This window comes from Nocardia stercoris, assembly GCF_003696265.1.
GTDB lineage: Bacteria > Actinomycetota > Actinomycetes > Mycobacteriales > Mycobacteriaceae > Nocardia > Nocardia stercoris.
The window spans coordinates 314,787-331,065 of sequence record NZ_RFFH01000005.1 but is presented as its reverse complement, the minus strand read 5'-3'; the positions used below and the strand labels follow the sequence as shown (position 1 = coordinate 331,065).

Annotated in this window: 17 protein-coding genes; 3 read left to right on the top strand and 14 right to left on the bottom strand. The window is 69.3% G+C overall.

What is annotated here, in order from left to right:
• Nucleotides 1-188: 188 nt before the first annotated feature.
• From pafA to dop, 5 genes are all read right to left on the bottom strand, one after another.
• Nucleotides 189-1,547, bottom strand: coding sequence for a Pup--protein ligase (pafA, locus tag EBN03_RS15110; RefSeq protein ID WP_199742776.1), 1,359 nt, complete (start codon nt 1,545-1,547; stop codon nt 189-191).
• A 188-nt stretch (nt 1,548-1,735) separates the two neighbouring features.
• The gene (gene prcA, locus EBN03_RS15105) at nt 1,736-2,503 is read right to left on the bottom strand and encodes a proteasome subunit alpha (protein ID WP_122188649.1); all 768 of its coding nucleotides are present in this window, start codon (nt 2,501-2,503) and stop codon (nt 1,736-1,738) included.
• A complete protein-coding gene (gene prcB / locus EBN03_RS15100) occupies nt 2,500-3,342 on the bottom strand; it encodes a proteasome subunit beta (protein ID WP_122188648.1) in 843 nt (280 codons plus the stop codon). The genes prcA and prcB overlap by 4 nt, the downstream gene beginning before the upstream one ends.
• Nucleotides 3,339-3,533, bottom strand: coding sequence for a ubiquitin-like protein Pup (locus tag EBN03_RS15095; protein WP_122188757.1), 195 nt, complete (start codon nt 3,531-3,533; stop codon nt 3,339-3,341). The genes prcB and EBN03_RS15095 overlap by 4 nt, the downstream gene beginning before the upstream one ends.
• 160 nt (nt 3,534-3,693) lie before the next feature.
• Nucleotides 3,694-5,193: a depupylase/deamidase Dop gene (dop, locus tag EBN03_RS15090; protein WP_122188647.1), complete on the bottom strand. Its 1,500-nt coding sequence runs from the start codon at nt 5,191-5,193 to the stop codon at nt 3,694-3,696.
• Nucleotides 5,194-5,401: 208 nt separating this feature from the next.
• Here dop and EBN03_RS15085 point away from each other — a divergent pair, with 208 nt between their 5' ends.
• Both EBN03_RS15085 and EBN03_RS15080 read left to right on the top strand, forming a co-directional pair.
• Nucleotides 5,402-6,538: a permease gene (locus EBN03_RS15085; RefSeq protein WP_233608398.1), complete on the top strand. Its 1,137-nt coding sequence runs from the start codon at nt 5,402-5,404 to the stop codon at nt 6,536-6,538.
• 16 nt (nt 6,539-6,554) lie between these two features.
• The gene (locus tag EBN03_RS15080; protein ID WP_122188646.1) at nt 6,555-7,292 is read left to right on the top strand and encodes a TIGR03943 family putative permease subunit; all 738 of its coding nucleotides are present in this window, start codon (nt 6,555-6,557) and stop codon (nt 7,290-7,292) included.
• 109 nt (nt 7,293-7,401) lie between these two features.
• Here the strand turns inward: EBN03_RS15080 and EBN03_RS15075 are convergent, their stop codons facing one another.
• From EBN03_RS15075 to EBN03_RS15050, 8 genes are all read right to left on the bottom strand, one after another.
• Entirely contained in the window at nt 7,402-7,767 is a 366-nt protein-coding gene (locus EBN03_RS15075; protein ID WP_233608397.1) for an arsenate reductase family protein, read from the bottom strand.
• Between the two features lie 324 nt (nt 7,768-8,091).
• Entirely contained in the window at nt 8,092-8,964 is an 873-nt protein-coding gene (locus EBN03_RS15070; RefSeq protein ID WP_122188645.1) for a 5-oxoprolinase subunit C family protein, read from the bottom strand.
• A complete protein-coding gene (locus tag EBN03_RS15065) occupies nt 8,961-9,623 on the bottom strand; it encodes a 5-oxoprolinase subunit B family protein (RefSeq protein ID WP_122188754.1) in 663 nt (220 codons plus the stop codon). The genes EBN03_RS15070 and EBN03_RS15065 overlap by 4 nt, the downstream gene beginning before the upstream one ends.
• Nucleotides 9,624-9,680: 57 nt before the next feature.
• Nucleotides 9,681-10,430: a LamB/YcsF family protein gene (locus tag EBN03_RS15060; protein WP_122188644.1), complete on the bottom strand. Its 750-nt coding sequence runs from the start codon at nt 10,428-10,430 to the stop codon at nt 9,681-9,683.
• A gap of 127 nt (nt 10,431-10,557) precedes the next feature.
• Nucleotides 10,558-10,701, bottom strand: coding sequence for a hypothetical protein (locus tag EBN03_RS34140; RefSeq protein WP_158675626.1), 144 nt, complete (start codon nt 10,699-10,701; stop codon nt 10,558-10,560).
• 398 nt (nt 10,702-11,099) lie between these two features.
• Nucleotides 11,100-11,222, bottom strand: a complete 123-nt coding sequence (locus EBN03_RS35545) for a hypothetical protein (RefSeq protein ID WP_267899291.1) — start codon at nt 11,220-11,222, stop codon at nt 11,100-11,102.
• Between the two features lie 344 nt (nt 11,223-11,566).
• The gene (gene arc / locus EBN03_RS15055) at nt 11,567-13,327 is read right to left on the bottom strand and encodes a proteasome ATPase (RefSeq protein WP_122188643.1); all 1,761 of its coding nucleotides are present in this window, start codon (nt 13,325-13,327) and stop codon (nt 11,567-11,569) included.
• A gap of 311 nt (nt 13,328-13,638) precedes the next feature.
• Nucleotides 13,639-14,472, bottom strand: coding sequence for a tRNA (adenine-N1)-methyltransferase (locus EBN03_RS15050; protein WP_122188642.1), 834 nt, complete (start codon nt 14,470-14,472; stop codon nt 13,639-13,641).
• Nucleotides 14,473-14,521: 49 nt separating this feature from the next.
• On the opposite strand from EBN03_RS15050, the gene EBN03_RS15045 reads away from it, so the two are divergent.
• On the top strand, nt 14,522-15,352 hold the full coding sequence (locus tag EBN03_RS15045; protein WP_122188641.1) for a RecB family exonuclease: 831 nt from the start codon (nt 14,522-14,524) through the stop codon (nt 15,350-15,352).
• Nucleotides 15,353-15,356: 4 nt separating this feature from the next.
• On the opposite strand, the gene hisG is transcribed toward EBN03_RS15045, so the two are convergent.
• Complete coding sequence (hisG, locus tag EBN03_RS15040; RefSeq protein ID WP_122188640.1) at nt 15,357-16,208, bottom strand: ATP phosphoribosyltransferase; 852 nt, start codon at nt 16,206-16,208, stop codon at nt 15,357-15,359.
• Nucleotides 16,209-16,279 lie beyond the last annotated feature (71 nt).

Genomic DNA, 16,279 nt, shown 5'->3' with positions numbered 1-16,279 from the left:
GTCCAACCAACCCGCACGCCACCGTGCTCGGCCGCAACCGACGCAACAGTCCCGCTCCGGGTCGAACTTCCCGCCGGTGCGGCACGACGATGTCGCGCACCGGACGATCCGGTGTCCAACCAACGCGCCGCGCCCCGCCCGGACGGGTCGTCCGGGCGGGGCGCGGCGGGTTCAGCGGATTTCGGCGCCTACATCGAGGCGATGAGCCGCTCCACGCGCTCGTCGACGGCCCGGAACGGGTCCTTGCACAGCACCGTGCGCTGCGCCTGGTCGTTGAGCTTGAGGTGCACCCAGTCGACGGTGAAGTCGCGCCCGGCCTCCTGGGCGGCGGTGATGAAATCGCCGCGCAGCTTGGCTCGGGTGGTCTGCGGCGGGGTGGTGACCGCGGCGTCGATCGCCTCGTCCTCGGTGACCCGCTTGACCAGACCCTTGCGTTGCAGCAGGTCGAAGACACCGCGGCCGCGCTTGATGTCGTGGTAGGCCAGGTCCAGCTGGGCGATCTTCGGGTCGGACAGCTCCATGTTGTAGCGGTCCTGGTAGCGCTGGAACAGCTTGCGCTTGATCACCCAGTCCACCTCGGTGTCGACCTTGGCGAAGTCCTGGCTCTCGACCGCGTCGAGCACCCGGCCCCACAGCTCCACCACGGCGTCGACCTGCGGGTCGCGGTCACGGTTGCGCAGGTGCTCGACGGCGCGAGCGTGGTATTCGCGCTGGATGTCGAGCGCGCTGGCCTGCCGGCCACCGGCCAGCCGCACCGGACGCCGACCGGTCAGGTCGTGGCTGACCTCGCGGATGGCGCGGATCGGGTTGTCGAGCGCGAAGTCGCGGAATGCGACCCCGGCCTCGATCATCTCCAACACCAGCGACGCCGTGCCGACCTTCAACATGGTCGAGGTCTCGGCCATGTTCGAGTCGCCCACGATCACGTGCAGCCGGCGGTACTTCTCCGCGTCGGCGTGCGGTTCGTCACGGGTGTTGATGATCGGGCGCGAGCGGGTGGTCGCCGAGGAGACGCCCTCCCAGATGTGCTCGGCCCGCTGCGAGAGGCAGAACGTGGCCGCCTTGGGCGTCTGCAGCACCTTGCCGGCGCCGCAGATCAGCTGGCGGGTGACCAGGAACGGCAGCAGCACGTCGGAGATCCGGGAGAATTCCCCGGCCCGGACCACGAGGAAGTTCTCGTGGCAGCCGTAGGAGTTCCCGGCGGAGTCGGTGTTGTTCTTGAACAGGTAGATGTCACCGCCGATCCCCTCTTCGGCGAGCCGCTGTTCGGCGTCGATCAGCAGTTCCTCGAGTACTCGCTCCCCGGCCCGGTCGTGGGTGACCAGTTGGACCAGCGAGTCACACTCGGCGGTCGCGTACTCGGGATGGGAACCGACGTCCAGATAGAGCCTGGCCCCGTTGCGGAGGAACACGTTCGAGCTCCGCCCCCAGGAAACCACGCGGCGGAACAGATACCGGGCCACCTCGTCAGGACTCAACCGACGGTGACCGTGGAACGTGCACGTCACCCCGAATTCGGTCTCGATCCCCATGATTCGTCGCTGCACACCAACGACATTACCGCTCCGGCCACCGCGAAACCGGAAGTGCCGACAAGCGATTGCATACGTCTTCGCAACGATTCGGCAGCCGATGCAATTCTGCATTCGATGCAAGGACCGGCAACGGGCAAGACCCCTTACGCCGGAGGACTTCCGGCGTAAGGGGTCTCGAGGTTCCGGTTCGTGCGGTAGAGCTACGGGTTCGACGGATCTCCCGCGGAGGGCGTTTCGTCGGACGACTTCTCCCCCGACTTGTCGTCGGTGGCCAGCAGCCGCTGCAACGACTCGCCCTGCACCCGGCGGAAAGCCCGCCGCGGCCGGGCCTGCGCCAGGGTCGCCACCTCGAGGGCACCGACACCGAGCGCACGCTGCTTGTCCGATTCCGGCGCCGCCTTGCGGAGCGCCGCCACCGCCACCTGCACGGCCTCGTCGAGCGTGAGACCGGGCCGGTAACTCGCCTTGAGCGCGGTGACGATCGGATCGGTGTTGCCACCCATCACCACGAATTCGCGCTCGTCGACGATGGATCCGTCGAAATTGATGCGGTACAGCACCGCCTGCTCGGCCTGCTCCGGGTACCCGACCTCACCGATGCAGATCTCCACCTCGTAGGGCTTGAGCTGGTCGGTGAAAATGGTGCCCAGGGTGGAGGCGTACATGTTGGCCAGCGCCCGCCCGGTGACATCGCGCCGGTCGTACTGGTAGCCGCGCAGGTCGGCCTGCAGGATTCCGCCGCGACGCAGGCTCTCGAACTCGTTGTACTTCCCGACGGCCGCGAAACCGACCCGGTCGTACAACTCGCTCACCTTGTGCAGTGTCGCCGAGGGGTTCTCGGCGACGAACAGCACGCCCTTGTCGTACACCAGCACCACGACCGACCGGCCGCGCGCGATGCCCTTGCGCGCGAGCTCGGTCTTGTCGCGCATGATCTGCTCGGCGGACGCGTAATACGGCAGTGTCACTGCTCGACTCCCCCTTCGCTGCGGCCGGCCACGATCTCGCGGGCGATGGCGGCGAGCCGCTCGTCGTCCACTTCGACCGCGCCCTCGGCGTCAATGACCACCGCCGTCGGGTAGATACCGCGCAACAGGTCGGGACCACCGGTGGCGGTGTCGTCGTCGGCGGCGTCGAACAGCGACTCCACCGCGATCCGCAACGCCCGGTCCTGATCGATGCCCTGCTGATAGGTCTTCTTCAACGACGACTTGGCGAACATCGAGCCCGAACCGACGGCGGTGTACCCGAAGCGTTCCTCCGAACGGCTGCCCACCACGTCGAACGACACGATGCGCCCGGCCCGGTTCGCGTCGGTGGCCGCCGGGTCGTAACCGACCAGGATCGGGACCACCGCCAGGCCCTGCATGGCGGCCGGCAGGTTGTCGCGCACCATCTTCGACAACTTGTTGGCCTTGCCGTCGAAGGTCAGCGAGACACCCTCGATCTTCTCGTAGTACTCGAGCTCCACCGCGAACAGCCGGATCATCTCCACCGCCACGCCCGCGGTACCGGCGATGCCGGCCGCGGAGAATGTGTCGGTGATGTAGACCTTCTCCATGTCCCGGCTGGCCAGCAGGTTGCCCTGCGTGGCCCGCCGGTCACCGGCTATCAGTACGCCGCCGCGGTAGGTCACCGCGACGATGGTCGTACCGTGCGGAGCGAGGTCCCCCGCGTCGCCGACCGGGCCGGCGGCGCGGCCGAAACCGTTGGCGGGCAACAGTTCCGGTACGTTCTCGCGCAAGTATTCGGAAAAGGAGGACAGGGCGTAACCCAGGTGGAGGCGCAACGGGTCAGCGGCTGTCACTGGCCGCCCTTCTGGACGTACGCACGCACGAAGTCCTCGGCGTTCTCCTCGAGCACGTCGTCGATCTCGTCGAGCAGATCGTCGGTCTCCTCCGCGAGCTTTTCTCGACGCTCCTGGCCTGCCGCGCCGTCAGTGGCCGGGCCCTCGTCCTCGTCTCCACCACCGGCGCGCTTGGTCTGCTCTTGTGCCATGGCAGCCGACCTCCTCTTCACTGATCACACTGTGCTGATCATCGGCGAGCACCGGAATCCTCCGATGCTCGTGTCACCAACACTACCCACGCACACCGACAACATGCCGGATTACACCGCAATGTGGCCGGTCCGCGACCGGCCACACTGCGGTTTTCGATCAGTGGGTGAGCTGGCGCACCAGTTCCGCGGCCGTGCTCACGCCGTCGAGCAGCTTGCCGACGTGATGCTTGGTACCGCGGCGCGGTTCCAGCGTGGGGATCCGCACCAGCGAGTCGCCGCCCAGATCGAAGATCACCGAATCCCAGCTCGCGGCGGCGATATCGGCGCCGAAGCGGCGCAGGCACTCGCCACGGAAGTAGGCGCGGGTGTCGGTCGGCGGGTTGGTCATCGCGTCCAGCACCTGCTGCTCGGTGACCAGGCGCTGCATGGATCCGCGCGCCACCAGGCGGTTGTAGAGGCCCTTGTCCAGCCGCACATCCGAGTACTGCAGGTCCACCATGTGCAGCTTCGGCGCCGCCCACGACAGGCCCTCCCGCTGGCGGATCCCTTCGGCCAGGCGCAGTTTGGCGGGCCAGTCGAGCAGATCGGCGCAGTCCATGGGGTCCCGCTCGAGCAGATCCAGCACGTGCGCCCACTTCTCCAGGATGTCGGTGACGCGGGCGTCGTCGGTGCCCTCCCGGCTGTGGAACTTCTCCACCCGGTCCAGGTAGATCCGCTGCAGCGCCAGACCGGTCAGCTCCCGGCCGTCGGTCAGCGCCACGGTGGCTCGCAGCGTCGGGTCGTGGCTGATCGCGTGCACGGCGGTGACCGGGCGGGCCAGCTGCAGGTCCGAGAGGTCCTCGCCGGCCTCGATCAGGTCCAGGACCAGGGCGGTCGTGCCCACCTTCAGGTAGGTGGACCATTCGGCCAGGTTCGCGTCGCCGATGATCACGTGCAGGCGGCGGTACTTGTCGGCGTCGGCGTGCGGTTCGTCGCGGGTGTTGATGATGCCGCGCTTGAGGGTGGTCTCCAGGCCGACCTCGACCTCGATGTAGTCGGCGCGCTGGGAGAGCTGGAAGCCGGCATGGTCACCGGACTGGCCGATTCCCACCCGCCCCGAGCCACAGATCACCTGCCGCGAGGCGAAGAACGGCGTCAGGCCCACGATGATCTGGGTGAACGGCGTACTGCGGCTCATCAGGTAGTTCTCGTGGGTGCCGTAGGAGGCGCCCTTGCCGTCGACATTGTTCTTGTACAGCTGCATGCGGGCCGCGCCCGGCACGCTCGACGCGTAGCGGGCGGCGGCCTCCATCACCCGCTCACCGGCCTTGTCCCAGATGACCGCGTCCATCGGGTCGGTGACCTCGGGGGCGGAGTATTCGGGGTGCGCGTGGTCGACGTAGAGCCGCGCGCCGTTGGTCAGAATCATGTTGGCCGCGCCGACCTCGTCGGCGTCGATGACGGGCGCGGGGCCGTTGAGCCGGCCGAGATCGAATCCGCGAGCGTCCCGCAGCGGGGACTCCACCTCGTAGTCCCACCGGGTGCGCTTGGCCCGCGGCACCCCTTCGGCCGCCGCGTAGGCCAGAACGGCCTGCGTGGAGGTGAGAATGGGGTTGGCGGTCGGCTCGGTGGGAGTCGAAATGCCGTATTCGACCTCGATCCCGATGATGCGCTGCATCCGTCGAGCCTATCGGTGAGCGCTGCACGCGCGCAGGCGCACGCCTCGGTTGTGCCCTGGATGTGTCACGGGGTTCGCGCAGCGGCGGCAGCACGAATCCGCTGTGCGGCTGTTCTGCCGACCGTAGGCGAGGCCGACGCTCTCGGCTAGATTCGAAGGGCGGGCCGGATGCGCTCGCGGTTCCGGCGGCCGAGCGCGGGAGGGGACGATGGCGCAACCGCAGACCGGTCCACCGGCCGAGCCGGTCACCGAACCGGACGATCTGCCACACACGGTGCACCAGCACGCCGATCGCGGCCGAGAGCAGGCGGGACCCCCGTGCTCGGTTCCGGTCGAACACCCCGGCCCGGAGCACGCGGACCACGGCGCTCCCCGCTCGGCGGGCAGCTCGACCTACGTCCTGGCTCTGCTGCTGGCCGCCGGACTGATCTTCGCCGGGCCGCTGTCGCGCTGGGTGGGCGGCAACGCGCGCCTGTCCACCGCCACCACGGTGTTCACCGGGGTCTTCGTGCAGGCGGTGCCGTTCCTGGTCCTGGGGGTCGCGATCAGTGGCGCGATCGCCGCGTTCGTGTCGCCGGAGGTATTGCGAAAGATTCTGCCGCGCAACGAATCCGCGGCCGTCGGGGTGGCCGGGCTGGCGGGGATCGCGCTGCCGGGTTGCGAATGCGGAGTGGTACCGGTGTCGCGGCGGCTGATCGATCAGGGTGCGCCCGGGGCGGCGGCCTTCGCGTTCCTGCTGTCGGCACCCGCGGTGAATCCGGTGGTGCTGGTCGCGACCGCGGTCGCGTTCCCGGGCGAGCCCGGCATGGTGGCCGCGCGGTTCGCGGGGTCGCTGGCCACGGCGTTCGTCATGGGGCTGCTGTGGTCGAGATTCGGCCGCCCGCAATGGTTCACGCCACGGCCGCGCGGGCACGAGCACCGGTCGGCGGGCCGGTCGCGGTTCGAGACCTTCACCGAGGCCGCCCGGCACGACTTCCTGCAGGCCGCCGCTTTTCTGACCGTCGGTGCCGCCGCGGCCGCCGCGCTGCGCGTGCTGGTTCCGGCGACGTGGTATCAGGGCCTGTCGCACCGACTCTGGGTGTCGATTCTGGTGATGGCGTTGCTGGCGGTGGTGCTCGCGCTGTGCTCGGAGGCGGACGCGTTCGTGGCGTCGAGCATGTCGAGCCTGCCACTGCTCGCGCGATTGGTGTTCCTGGTGGTCGGGCCGGCGGTGGATGTGAAGCTGTTCGCCATGCAGGCCGGCACCTTCGGCCGGCGCTTCGCGATCCGCTTCGCACCCGCTACCTTCGTGGTGGCCACGATCTGCGGCACCACCGCGGGATATCTGCTGGTGGGTGCGCGATGAGACCACGGGAGGCCCGATGAACCGGGTGGCACAGAACTTCGTGCTGCTGCTGATCGGCGGTGCGATCTGCAAGATCGCGCTGGACGGCACCTACCTGCGCTATGTCAAGCCCGGACTGCACCCCTACCTGGTGGTGAGCGGGGTCCTACTGGTGCTGCTCGCGCTGTCGGCGATCGGCCGCGACATTCGCGGCCGCGACGCCGGTTCCGGACACCACACCGAGCGCCCGCACTGGCTGCTGCTGGCACCGATCGCCGCACTGCTGATCGTCGTCCCGCCGGCCCTGGGCGCCCGGTCGGTGCAGACCGGCGCCGCGGCCCAAGCCGACATCGCCAAACCGGCCGGTGACGACGGAAAATTCGCCTTCCCGCCGCTGCCGTCCGGCGCCGCGCCGACCATCCGCCTATACGACCTGATCGATCGCGCGGCCTACGACTCGAGCGGTTCCCTGGACACCCGCGACATCACCGTCATCGGGTTCATCGTGCACACCGCCGAGGACGGGACCGCGCGCCTGGACGGCTCACACGACGGCCTCGATCTGGCCCGGCTGGTCATCACCTGCTGTGTGGCCGACGCCCAGACGATGCGAATCCACTTGGGCGGCAATGTCCCCGAGCTCTCCGACGACACCTGGGTGCAGGTCCGCGGCCGGGTCGTCCCGGGCAGCGCCCGCCCGGACAACCAGATGACGCCCACGGTGAATGTCGTTTCCCTGCAGCAGATTCCGCAACCGGCCCGAGTCTACGGCTGACCCGATGCCGGAGGGTACGGGCGGCTGCCGACCGGACCTCGTGGAACACACCGGATCCCGGAGCACGCCCGGGATCGAGGCGCACCGGTGGCCGAGCCGCGCCCCGGACTTACGTCAGCGAACGCAGGGTTTCTTCGTTGCGGGCCACGACCGCGTTCCCGTCCCCGGTGATCACGATCGGACGCTGAATCAGCTTGGGGTGGTTGGCCAGTGCGTCGATCCAGCGCGCGCGGTCGGCGTCGGTGCGGGTCCAGCCGGCCAGGCCCAGTTCCTTGGCCTCGGCTTCGCCGGTGCGGGTGATGTCCCAGGGCTCGAGCCCGAGGCGGCCGAGGATCTCGGTCAGTTCGGCGACGGTCGGCGCGTCGTCGAGGTAGCGGCGTTCGACGTAGGCGATTCCGGCCTCGTCCAGAGCCGCCTTGGCGGCCCGGCTCTTCGAGCACTTCGGGTTGTGCCAGATCTCCATCTGCTCACTCATGGCGCCAGCCTATCCGCGCCGGATCGGCCGGCCGGCCGGTGGTGTGCGGCCGACCCCCGGCATCGGCCGCACACCCGCGCCCGCTCGCGCTTACGCCCCGGAGCTCACGCTCTGCAGCAGGATCAGCAGGCCGCTGACCAGGCCGACCGCGGTGGACAGCGTGCTCGAGCCTGCGGCGCCCATGTCGAATGAACCCTGGAACATCTGACTTCCCTTCGCGAAACGACATCCCACTTGTGTGGAACGTGCGCATTTCATCCTAGGCGCAGCAGCCGCCGAGCAACCCGGAAATCATCCCATGATCCCACTACTTGAACGGGTCGGTCAGCCCCAGGCAGGCGCCGGGCGGAACACGATCCGCTGCCCGGGCCTCGCCTGCGCCAGCAGATCCACATCGTCGGCCACGACCGTCCCGATCACGGGATACCCGCCGGTGATCGGATGGTCGGCCAGGAAGACCACCGGCTGCCCGGACGGCGGAACCTGGATCGCGCCCAATGCCATTCCCTCGGTGGGCAACTCACCGGCGTCCAGCCGCGTCAGCGCCGGCCCGGACACCCGATCCAGGCGCGCGCCGACCCGATCGGTGTCGGTGGACACCCGCCAGGAACCGGCGAACAGGTCACGCGGCCGACGGAACCAGTCGTCCCGCGGGCCCAGAATTACCCGGGCGGTGACCGGGCCGGACGTGACCGGCGGCACCGGCGCCACGTCGACGTTCGGCCAGCCCCGGCCCGGCCGGCCGATCGGGACCACCGCACCGGCCCGCAGCGGCTCGGGCCCCAGCCCGGCGAGCGTGTCGCGGCTGCGGGAGCCGAGCACGGGCGGCACGTCGACTCCACCGCGCACGGCGACATAGCAGCGCAACCCGGCGGAAGCCACGCCGATCCGCATCCGCTGCCCGGCACGCAGGAACAGCACCGAATCCGTGGGCTCGGCCCGGCCGTCGACGGTGAGCGGCACCGGCGCGCCCGTCACCGCCAGCACCGCGTCGGCGGCGGTCTCCACTTCCATTCCGCCGAGCAGACATTCGAGTACCGCGGCGGATTCGTCGTTGCCCACCAGGCGATTCGCGAGCGTGAGCGAGCGGCGGTCCGCCGCACCCGAGACTCCGACCCCGGCATGGAACCAGCCCGGACGGCCCAGATCCTGGACGGTGCACAGGGTTCCGGACCGCACCACCCGCAACTCGGTCATCGCGCGCTCTCCTCGACAAAGCGCACCCTGGTCCCCGGCCGCACCAGCGCGGGCTGCGGCCGGTCGACGTCCCAGAAGACCAGATCGGTGCTGCCGATCACCTGCCAGCCGCCCGGCGAACTGCGCGGATACACCGCGCTGTAGCCGGCGGCGAGCGCGACGGCACCGGCGGGGACCCGGGTGCGCGCCTGGCTGCGGCGCGGGACGGCCAGCCCGGCGTCGGGCGCCTCCAGGTAACCGAACCCGGGCGCGAAACCGACGAAGGCACACCGCCATTGCGCACCGGTATGCCGTTCGATCACCTCCGCCGGCGAAATCCGCAGCAGCGCGGCCACTTCCGCCAGATCGGCGCCGTCGTACCGCACCGGGACCACCAGCTCACCGGATCGGGCGCCGGCCGAATCGGCGGCCGGGGTGAGCGATCGCAACCGGTCGGCGACCCTGGCCAGCGCGCCCGGGGCGACGGTGACCAGGACGGTCCGGGCGGCGGGCAGGATGTCCCGCACTCCCTCGGGAGCGTGGGTGCGCAGCGCGTCCACCAGCCCGGGCAGCGTCGCGGGATCGTCGGGTTCCAGCAGCAGCGCGCGGTCGCCCGCCGGGAGCACACGCAACCGGGCGGAGCGGCCGTCGACGGCGTCCGCGAGGCTCCCGTGCGTCACCCCGGATGTCACCACACCAGCATCCCACGGCCGCGGCCGGCGCTCGGCCGCTTCCGGTCAGGAGAAGGGCCGCAGCTCGATCCCGTTGCCGATCAAGGCATCCCGGATCGCGCGGGCCATGTCCACCGCACCGGGCGAATCGCCGTGCACACAGAGGCTGCGGGCCGCGACCGGCACCGGCGCACCGTCCACATCGGTCGCGGTGCCGGCGGTCGCGATCGAGACCGCTTGGGCCAGGGCCGCTTCCAGCGGCAGGACGCTGCCCGGGAGTTCGCGGGCGACGAGACCACCCGCGGGAGTGTAGGCGCGATCGGCGAACCCCTCGCCGTAGTGCTCCAGGCCGGCGGCGGCCGCGGCCGCGAGCAGCTGCGAGCCGGGCGGGCCGAGCACCGCGGGGACGCCGGCCGCGACGGTGGCCGCGACGACGGCGTCCGCGAGCGCGCGATCGCCCGCCGCGGCGTGGTACAGCGCGCCGTGCGGTTTCACATACCGGACTCGGTCGCCGGCGGCGCGGGCGAAGGCCGCGAGCGCGCCGATCTGGTACAGGCATTCGTCGGCGAGTTCGGCGGGCGGCACACTCATCGCCCGGCGGCCGAACCCGGCCAGATCGCGGTAGGACACGTGCGCGCCGATCCGGACCCCGCGCGCTACCGCCGCTTCGCACGTGCGCCGCATGATGCCCGGATCGCCGCCGTGGAATCCGCAGGCGATATTGGCGCTGGTCACCAGGTCCAGCAGTGCGGCGTCGTCGCCCATCCGCCAGGCGCCGAATCCTTCGCCGAGATCACTGTTGAGGTCGATCGTCACCCTGCCAGCATGGCACCGTCGGTAACCGGCGTTCCGGGCGCTCCGGCCCCGGACACGGCGCGAGCCCATCGGGAGGGGTCCCCATGGGCTCGGACGGCTGCCGGTGCCGACGCCGGCCGATCGGCGATCAGCCCGAGAAGCTGGCCGGCTTCGGCTGCGGCTGGCCGCTGGCGCTCGCGCAGAACGAGGCGAGCAGCTGCTCCGCACCGGCGACGACACCGGCGGTCAGGGCCGCGCCCAGCACCGAGGGGACGAGGGAGGCAGTGGACATGATGTCTCCTAGCAGGGTCGATCGGGGGTCGAAACAAGTGAAGCATGGCGTATTCAAACCAGTTTGGCACCGGTTCGGCGAAAATCGAGCGCCGACCTGGCAGCCGAGGCGACGAGCCCACCCGGCACACCGTGCCCGATGAGCTCGTCGAACTCACATCCCGACAGCTCAGATGTGGTACATGGCGCTGAGCGCCGAACTGCCCAGCTGGCCACTCTCGGTGGCGATGACCTGCAGGATGGCCTGGGTCAGGACGTCGGTCCCCACGGTGGTGGCTGAACCCATGATGAAACTCCTTCAAGGATGAGAAAGGCTTCGAACCATGCGCCCACCGGGTCCGCGCTCCCGGTGGGCACAGGCGCTACGCGGCGTGATCACTCAGCCGCGCATCGAGGCACTCAGTGGTGGCCGCTCAGGGAGCTGCTGCCGGCGGTGATTTGAGCGCTCTCGGTTGCGATCACCTGGTTGAGCGCGCCAACGAGGATGTTCGCAAGCAGCGTGGAAGCGGAACCGGTGTCCATAGTCTTTCTCTCCTTTGTCGCCATCGAAATGAAACGGCGAGTGAAGCATGCCCGATTCACACCGGATTCGTGCCGGATTCGCAGAATCCGGACAGCTGCCTCGAGCAGCGAACCACGGGGTGAGCGGGTGTGGAATTGGTGGCGGCGCGAGACGAACGCCGACGCCACACCGGCGCCCGGCATCGAGCTCGCGATCCGGAACGCCCTCGGGCGGACGGACAATCTGAATAATGACCGATTCAAATTGTCTGCGTACGTGATTCGCAGAAAACGGACCACTGTACGGTGCCGCACGACAACGGGGCCGCGCTCCGAAGAGCACGGCCCCGGCGGGATCCGACGAGCTACAGGTACTGACCCGTGTTCGACTCGGTGTCGATCGCACGGCTGGCACTGGCGTTCTTGCCGGTGACCAGGGTGCGGATGTAGACGATGCGCTCGCCCTTCTTACCCGAGATGCGCGCCCAGTCGTCCGGGTTGGTGGTGTTGGGCAGGTCCTCGTTCTCGGAGAACTCGTCCACGATCGAGTCGTAGAGGTGCTGGATCCGCAGCCCCGGGTTGCCGGTGTCGAGGACCGCCTTGATGGCGTACTTCTTGGCCCGGTCCACGATGTTCTGGATCATGGCGCCGGAGTTGAAGTCCTTGAAGTACAGGACCTCCTTGTCACCGTTGGCGTAGGTGACCTCCAGGAAGCGGTTGTCCTCGCTCTCGTCGTACATCCGCTCGACGACCCGCTCGATCATGGTCTCGACGCACTTGATCCGGTCGCCGCCGAACTCGGCCAGATCGTCGGCATGCAGCGGCAGGTCGCCGACCAGGTACTTGGAGAAGATGTCCTGGGCCGCCTCGGCGTCGGGCCGCTCGATCTTGATCTTCACGTCCAGTCGGCCCGGCCGCAGGATGGCGGGGTCGATCATGTCCTCACGGTTGGAGGCGCCGATGACGATGACGTTCTCCAGGCCCTCGACACCGTCGATCTCACTGAGCAGCTGGGGCACGACCGTGGTCTCCACATCGGAGGAGACACCCGAGCCACGGGTCCGGAAGATCGAGTCCATCTCGTCGAAGAACACGATCACCGGGGTGCCCTCGGAGGCCTTCTCCCGCGCCCGCTGGAAGATGATCCGGATGTGGCGCTCGGTCTCGCCCACGAACTTGTTCAGCAGCTCGGGACCCTTGATGTTGAGGAAGTAGGACTTGGCCTCCTTCGCGTCCTCACCGCGCGCCTCGGCGATCTTCTTGGCCAGCGAGTTGGCCACCGCCTTGGCGATCAGGGTCTTACCGCAACCGGGCGGGCCGTAGAGCAGCACACCCTTGGGCGGACGCAGCGCGTACTCGCGGAACAGATCCTTGTGCAGGAACGGCAGCTCGACCGCGTCGCGGATCTGCTCGATCTGCCGGCCCAGGCCACCGATGTCCTCGTAGCCGACGTCGGGCACCTCTTCGAGAACCAGGTCCTCGACCTCGGCCTTGGGGACGCGCTCGAAGGCGAAACCGGCCTTGGTGTCGACCAGCAGCGAGTCGCCGGGGCGCAGCCGCCGGATCGGGCGGTCGGGGTCTTCCTCGTCGTCGGTGTCGACCAGCTTGGTGAGCGGACCGGACAGCCAGACCACCCGCTCCTCGTCGGCGTGGCCGACCACCAGGGCGCGGCGGCCGTCGTCGAGGATCTCGCGCAGGGTGCCCAGCTCGCCGATGGAGTCGAAGAGACCGGCCTCGACCACCGTGAGCGCCTCGTTCAGCCGCACGGACTGCCCGTAGGCCAGCGTGGCGGTGTCGATGTTGGGCGAGACGGTGAGGCGCATCTTGCGGCCGGAGGTGAACACGTCGACGGTCTGATCGTCGTAGACCGAGATGAGCACGCCGTAACCGCTCGGTGGCTGTCCGAGCCGATCGACCTCCTCACGCAGCGCCACCAACTGCTGACGAGCCTCTTTCAAGGTGTCCATCAGCTTGGTGTTGCGAATCGTCAGCGAATCGACGCGGGCTTCCAATTCCCTTGCGCGGTCCGGCGAATCAGCAAGTTGCCTGCGGAGTGCAGCCGCCTCGGCACGTACCGCCTCGAGTTCCCTCCAGGCCGCCGAATCCGAATTCTCGATGGGGCTCATGATGCCGCTCCTCCCAGTCCCGGTCTATCAACGCTACCGGGCGCGAACCGTTTGCGCTTTCCGACATGGTTTCTTCGTGATCACATCTCAGCGGCGGTCAGCTGCCGAGTGGCCGATGGTAGCCCGGGCCGACCCACCCGGGGTACGGATTTTCGGCAGTGCCGCATGCCGTTACGACCATTCCAGCATGCGCCACCGACAGATTCCGGCGATCGGTGTTCGCCGCCAGCGGACGGCCCCGGCCGGGGCCGTCGCGGCAGGTCGAACCGCCCGGACAGATCGGACGGAACGCCCGTCGGGCGGCTCGTTCGTCAGCCCTTCGACGGACGCCGCTGCGGCTTGGGCGCCACCGCGCCGTCGGCCAGGCGGCGGGCACTGACCAGGAACGCCGTGTGCGCCTGCATCCGGTGCTCCGGACGCACCGCGAGCCCCACCACGTGCCACGGCCGGACCATGGACTCCCAGGCGTGCGGTTCGGTCCAGCACGCCTGCCGGCGCAGGGCCTCCACCACCTCCGACAGCTGGGTTGTCGTGGCCACGTACACCACCAGCACACCGCCCGGGACCAGGGCTTTCGCGACCGCGTCGAGCGCGTCCCACGGCTTGAGCATGTCCAGGACCACCCGGTCGACCTGCTCGCCGTCGTAGTCGGCGAGGTCGGCCAGCTTGTACTCCCAGTTCGGCGGCACCTCGCCGAAGAACTTCTCGACGTTGCGGACCGCGTGCACCAGGTGGTCGTCCCGGATCTCGTAGGAGATCACCTTGCCCTCGGGACCGACCGCGCGCAGCAACGAGCAGGTCAGCGCGCCGGAACCGGCTCCGGCCTCCAGCACCCGGGCCCCGGGGAACACGTCGCCCTCGTGCACGATCTGGGCGGCGTCCTTGGGATAGATGACCGCCGCGCCGCGCGGCATGGACAGCACGTAGTCGGTGAGCAGCGGCCGCAGCGCCAGGTACGGGGTCCCGTTGACGGTCTGCACCACCGAGCCCTCGTCGGAGCCGATCAGATCGTCGTGCTGGATCAGCCCCTTGTGGGTGTGGAATTCCTTGCCCGCCTCGAGGACGACCGTATGCTTGCGGCCCTTGGCATCGGTCAACTGCACCCGGTCGCCGGCGCTGAAGGGGCCGGTCGGTCTGGCGGTCATGGATCTCCGTTCTGCGTGTTTGTCGGTACCTCTGGTTAGCCTGCCAGGTATGTCCACGTCACCGACGACTACCCCGGCCCCGGACGCCACCGAGGAACGCGCGCCGGCGTTGTCGCCTTCGCGGGCAATAGATTTCAAGCAGTGCCCGCTGAAATACCGCTTCCGCGCCGTCGACCGGATTCCCGAGCGCCCGTCGCGATATGCGGTGCGCGGCACCGTCGTCCACGCCGTCCTCGAGTCGCTCTACGAGCTACCCAGCAGTGAACGCGACGTCGAGCGCGCTGCGGCCCTGGTGGCGCCGACCTGGGCCCGTTTGCTGGCGCAGGAGCCGCGCCTGGCCGAGGTGCTCGACGACGGCGACACCGATTCCTTTGTGGCCGAAGCGGATCGGCTGGTCCGAGGCTACTACCGGCTGGAGGACCCGACCGCGTTCGACCCGCAGTCGCGCGAGGAACTGGTCGAGGCCACCACCGCCGACGGCACCCCGTTGCGCGGCTACGTCGACCGCATCGACGTCGCCCCGACCGGGCAGCTGCGGATCGTCGACTACAAGACGGGCCGCACCCCCAGCACCGAACGCGAGGGCGCGGCCCTGTTCCAGCTCAAGTTCTACGCGCTGATCCTGCTGCGTTCCCGCGGCATCCTCGCCGACCAGCTGCGCCTGCTCTACCTGGCCGACGGCGAGATCCTCACCTACGCGCCCGACCGCACGGAACTGCTGCGATTCGAGCAGATCCTGGCCGCGCTGTGGCGGGCCGTCAGCGCCGCCCGCGAGTCCGGCGACTTCCCGCCGAACCCAGGAACCTATTGCCGCTTCTGCGACTTCCAGCCGCTGTGCCCCGCGTTCGGCGGCACGACGCCGCCGTACCCGGCGCAGTGACGGCTCAGAAGGCGCGGCAGGAGCGGATGTCGGTGGCCAGGATCGCCTTGGCGCCCAGCTCGGCGAGCTGATCCATGACCCCGTTGCCCTGCTTGCGCGGCACCAGCGCGCGCACCGCGACCCAGGCCGGGTCGTTGAGCGGGGACACCGTCGGCGACTCCAGGCCCGGGGTGATCCGCACCGCCTCGTCCAGCAGCGCCTTCGGGCAGTCATAATCCAGCATCAGGTACTGCTGCGCGAAGACCACGCCCTGGATGCGAGCGACCAGCTGATTGCGGCCCTTGTCGTCGTGGTCGGCGCCGGCGGCCTCGATCAGCACCGCCTCCGAGTCGCACAGCGGGTCGCCGAACGGGGCCAGCCCGTGCTGGCGCAGCGTGCGGCCCGATTCGACGATGTCGGCGATGGCGTCGGCCACGCCGAGCTGGATGGAGATCTCCACCGCGCCGTCGAGCCGGATCACCTCGGCCTCGATCCCGCGCGCGGCCAGATCGGACCGGACCAGGTTGGCGTACGCCGTCGCGATGCGCTTGCCGGCCAGGTCCTCGACCTTCCACTCCCGGCCCGCGGGCGCGGCGTAGCGGAACGCCGACCGGCCGAAGCCCAGCTGCAGCCGCTCCTGTACGGGGGCGCCGGAGTCCAGCGCCAGATCGCGGCCGGTGATGCCGAGGTCCAGCTCACCCGAGCCGACGTAGATGGCGATGTCCTTGGGCCGCAGGAAGTAGAACTCGACCTGGTTGTTGTGGTCGAGCACCGACAGGTCACGCGAATCGGTGCGCTTGCGGTATCCCGCCTCGGACAGGATTTCGACGGCAGAAGTGGACAGGGCACCCTTGTTGGGTACGGCAACGCGAAGCATCGGAGGTGGTGTCCTTTCCGGACAAGCTGAGTGTGTGCCCGGCACCGCCGGGGGTGTGATCGGTGAGCGCG

Bases quoted from the DNA above. Each gene is read 5' to 3' on its own strand.
- EBN03_RS15095 (WP_122188757.1), bottom strand. From the start codon at position 3,533: ATGGCACAAGAGCAGACCAAGCGCGCCGGTGGTGGAGACGAGGACGAG.
- dop (WP_122188647.1), bottom strand. From the start codon at position 5,193: ATGCAGCGCATCATCGGGATCGAGGTCGAATACGGCATTTCGACTCCC.
- EBN03_RS15085 (WP_233608398.1), top strand. From the start codon at position 5,402: ATGGCGCAACCGCAGACCGGTCCACCGGCCGAGCCGGTCACCGAACCG.
- EBN03_RS15080 (WP_122188646.1), top strand. From the start codon at position 6,555: ATGAACCGGGTGGCACAGAACTTCGTGCTGCTGCTGATCGGCGGTGCG.
- EBN03_RS15075 (WP_233608397.1), bottom strand. From the start codon at position 7,767: ATGAGTGAGCAGATGGAGATCTGGCACAACCCGAAGTGCTCGAAGAGC.
- EBN03_RS15070 (WP_122188645.1), bottom strand. From the start codon at position 8,964: ATGACCGAGTTGCGGGTGGTGCGGTCCGGAACCCTGTGCACCGTCCAG.
- EBN03_RS34140 (WP_158675626.1), bottom strand. From the start codon at position 10,701: ATGTCCACTGCCTCCCTCGTCCCCTCGGTGCTGGGCGCGGCCCTGACC.
- EBN03_RS35545 (WP_267899291.1), bottom strand. From the start codon at position 11,222: ATGGACACCGGTTCCGCTTCCACGCTGCTTGCGAACATCCTCGTTGGC.
- arc (WP_122188643.1), bottom strand. From the start codon at position 13,327: ATGAGCCCCATCGAGAATTCGGATTCGGCGGCCTGGAGGGAACTCGAG.
- EBN03_RS15050 (WP_122188642.1), bottom strand. From the start codon at position 14,472: ATGACCGCCAGACCGACCGGCCCCTTCAGCGCCGGCGACCGGGTGCAG.
- EBN03_RS15045 (WP_122188641.1), top strand. From the start codon at position 14,522: ATGTCCACGTCACCGACGACTACCCCGGCCCCGGACGCCACCGAGGAA.
- hisG (WP_122188640.1), bottom strand. From the start codon at position 16,208: ATGCTTCGCGTTGCCGTACCCAACAAGGGTGCCCTGTCCACTTCTGCC.